We start from the raw sequence: 2,533 nt of genomic DNA on the forward strand, positions 1-2,533 counted from the left end.
TTTATCGGCTCCGCGAGGCTGGTTCCTTGAACCGTCGTTTGGTTAAATTTTCCTGCCGGGTTGCAGGCGGCGTTGTCAGCGGGACGGGCTGACGGAGGTCAGCGACGTGGTCGTCGTGGCCGCGGCCGTGAACAACGTCTGCGTTTGTGCTTGAGCGCTTGCGCTGCCACCGCTCGTATTGAGCGCAACCGGGTCGGTCGATGTCGCGGCACCGCCGCGATCCTGCCCGCCTCCCGCGTTGCTTCCGCCGCCGGCGGTCGTCTCGCCGGTGGGGTCGGCGCCGCTGGTCACGTCTGTCTGGATGTCGCCGGTAATGCTGGTGAAAGACGCGATCAGGGCCGCGTTATCGGTCTTCAAGACCGCTTCCTGAATGAGTTGCGCCACGCCCTGTTGCGACAGAACACAAACGGAAGCCGCAGTTCCGAGACCAGCGCCGATGGCCCGGCTCTGTTCCTCGTTGCTGGCTCTTGCGAGCGAAACGATGCCTTCGACGGTCTCGGGACGCGAGGTCAAAAGGTCACGAATTTCCGAGGCCAGGCCGCCCTGACCGTCCTTGAACTGGTCGAGCAATGCTGCCGGATTTGAAAGAAACGTGTTCGCGCGCTCCGCCGAGACCAAATTGGCGTTGGCTCCGCACGGCGCGCTGTTGCCGGTCGCCGCGAACGACGGGGTGATTGTGCCGTATAATGCGGCAACGCCGAGGAGAACCGAGAAAACTTTTCCAGACTTCATGATGATCGCCCAACTCTTTTTGTTTTTATAATTCATTTTGTCCAAACTTGCCACGTTCTTTCCGTAATTCGGACGGGAGTGTTTGGGCCAGCCCGCAACCGACGATGGCAGCGAAAAAGACCCCGAAACCGGGTATTTGCACCGAAAAGTCGATGCAACTATGAACCAGTCCGAGCACCGCGACGCTGGCGCCGACGATTGGTATGTAGCGGTCACGCTTTCGCCGCAAGCTGCTTCTTAACAAAAGGTAAACATACCAGAGGCAACACACCACGATGAAGGCGGCGGCGGGCAGGCCGAGCTCCGCCGCAAGCTCCAGCGGTGTCGAATGGGCGCGGTCCCATATTCCGAGACTTCCGAGCTCCGCGGTCCGGTATGCCGGGAAAGTTGCCTCGAAATTGCCCCAGCCGATGCCAAACATCGGATAGTCGTGGATGATGGCAATGGCGCGCTGATAGGCATTGGACCGCTGCTCATCAATGAGGCCGTAAGTGCCGATTCGCCCGGCGACGGCGCCGCCAACGAGCTGGAGGAGCAGCAGCGCCACCACGGGGATTCCCGCAGCGAATCCCCATCTCCGCAGCTTGCCGATCGGCAACGGCGCGAGATAAAGCCCGCAGGCGAGCAGAAGTGCACAAATTGACAGCAGTAGTCCCGCGCGAGAGCCCGTCATCGCAGTCGCCGTCACGCAGATCGCAAAACCGATGCCGAGCGCGACCGGTGAAGATGAATAGAACGTGACACGGTCCGAGAGCCGGGGAGATGCCGGCGCATCAGGATGGTCGCGGCGATGCGCGAAGCGAAGTAGCGGGACCAGAAACAATATCGCGCTGCTGCCCCAAAAGACCGCGGCGGTGTTTCGATTGACGAAAGTGCCGGTGGCGTAGCCGAGATAGGCTTCCTTGCGTCTCGACAACAGGCCGTTGGGGTCGCTGACTTCGGCAAGAATGCCGTACACTGCGTAGGCACATCCGGCCCAGGCGAGAATCAGCAGGAGCCGGCGTGCGCTGCTCGCATCGGTCGAGATTGCGAAAGCGCGAATGAACACCATCGCAAGCAGCAGTGGATAGCCGAGCGCGAGCCACGGACCGCTGACCGTTGTCGACATGCGGCTGGGAGCCGGGATGCCAAGCCCCGTCGAGGGAAGCTGCCAGACCGGATTGCCAGGCGCAAATGGCGGCTCGCGCCATTCCTGGACGATCGCGATCGCTGCAACCATGGCGAGCGTGACGAGCAGCGGCGTCAGGAGCCGCACATCCTCGCGGCCGATGCCGTCGAGATCGGCCGTCACGAGGCTCGCCGCCATCAACGCGCACCAGATGCAGATCCAAATCTGGTCGGTGGATCCGAGCGGCAGCGGCGCCAGAACGAAAACCGCAAGCGCCACCATCCTGGACACGATGTTCAGCTGGCGCTCCCCACGAGTATGACTGGCTGTTCGCACCGAAACGGGAGACGAGCTCCGCGACAGCGCCGATAAAGCATCAATCCGGCCCTTTCGGAAGTGATCATTCGTCTGCTGCAATCTTCACAAGAAAAAAATGACGCCGTGTGTCGATTGCATCACGTGTTCGGCGCGAATGCGTCGAAAATGCGCCGTCGACGCGCCGGGACACAAGCGATTGTCGGTCCAAATATCGGCGTCGCGCCAAGGTTAATCCGACAGCTGCGACACGATGGGCAGGTGCGCGAAATCCGCGCAGGCGCGCCCGTTTTTCGGCGTTGTCAACGCGCGCAATGACCTTTAGAAACCGATGCTGCAGCGCAAGAAATTCTCGGAGTCGACGTGGCGACGCAAGTT

Annotated in this window: 3 protein-coding genes; all 3 read right to left on the reverse strand. The window is 61.4% G+C overall.

Annotated elements, in window-relative coordinates; translation table 11 throughout:
• Window positions 1-75: 75 nt before the first annotated feature.
• A complete protein-coding gene (locus ACXJL8_RS38805) occupies window positions 76-786 on the reverse strand; it encodes a hypothetical protein (protein ID WP_456621611.1) in 711 nt (236 codons plus the stop codon).
• The gene (locus tag ACXJL8_RS38810) at window positions 758-2,257 is read right to left on the reverse strand and encodes an O-antigen ligase family protein (RefSeq protein WP_456686794.1); all 1,500 of its coding nucleotides are present in this window, start codon (window positions 2,255-2,257) and stop codon (window positions 758-760) included. Before ACXJL8_RS38810 ends, ACXJL8_RS38805 begins: the two co-directional genes overlap by 29 nt.
• Window positions 2,241-2,533: hypothetical protein (locus ACXJL8_RS38815; RefSeq protein WP_456686795.1), on the reverse strand; the 293-nt coding region annotated here is incomplete at its 5' end. The genes ACXJL8_RS38810 and ACXJL8_RS38815, both read right to left, overlap by 17 nt.

This window comes from Bradyrhizobium sp. P5_C11_2 (assembly GCF_054049755.1).